At 72.2% G+C, this 601-nt stretch carries 1 protein-coding gene; it reads right to left on the bottom strand.

What is annotated here, in order from left to right:
• Positions 1-601: DUF7286 family protein (locus tag ACFQEU_RS17525; RefSeq protein WP_465261190.1), on the bottom strand; the 601-nt coding region annotated here is incomplete at both ends.

The following is a 601-nucleotide window of genomic DNA, read 5'->3' as shown; positions in this document are numbered from 1 at the left end:
CGACCCCGGTTCTCGCGGTCGCCGCGGCGACGCCGCCGCGTGCGCCCGGGTCGCTCTCCCCGAACACGTCCCGCTGTGTCCGGACGATCCCGGCGTTCGTCGACAGCTCTACGTGTCGGTTCGCGAGGACGTTTCGGACGGGTGCGCCCGCGTACTGTGCGTACCCCCGTGCCCACGTCATGGGATACAGACTCGCGGTCAGCTGTCGGCCGAGGCCGGCGCCCTCGACCGGGCCACGATTCAGTCGGTCCTCGAACCGCTCGGTCCGCTCGTGTGCGGCGAGCGTCGGGACGGCGACGACGACCGTCCGGTCGGCCGTCTCTTCGGCGACAGTACGGTCGTCCCGCGTCGCGGTCACCGTCACATCCTCGAACGTGACTCGCGTCGCAGTCCCGTCGGCGACCGGCTCGACCGTGATCCGCTCCCGTGCGGTCCGGAGGTCCTCCGATCCGATACCGTCCTCCCGGACGACGAACGCCGCCGTCGCCGAGACGCCGTTCACTTCCGTCTCGACCGCCGACAGCGACGCCTCGGCGGCGAGCGCGATCCGGATCCGGAAGGCGTCCTCGAACGCCGAACCGGGTCGGACCGCGGCCGTCGC

Source organism: Halorubrum tibetense, from assembly GCF_042661865.1.
GTDB lineage: Archaea > Halobacteriota > Halobacteria > Halobacteriales > Haloferacaceae > Halorubrum > Halorubrum tibetense.
The sequence above is the reverse complement of the archived record's forward strand: the minus strand, read 5'-3'. Positions and strand labels throughout refer to the sequence as shown.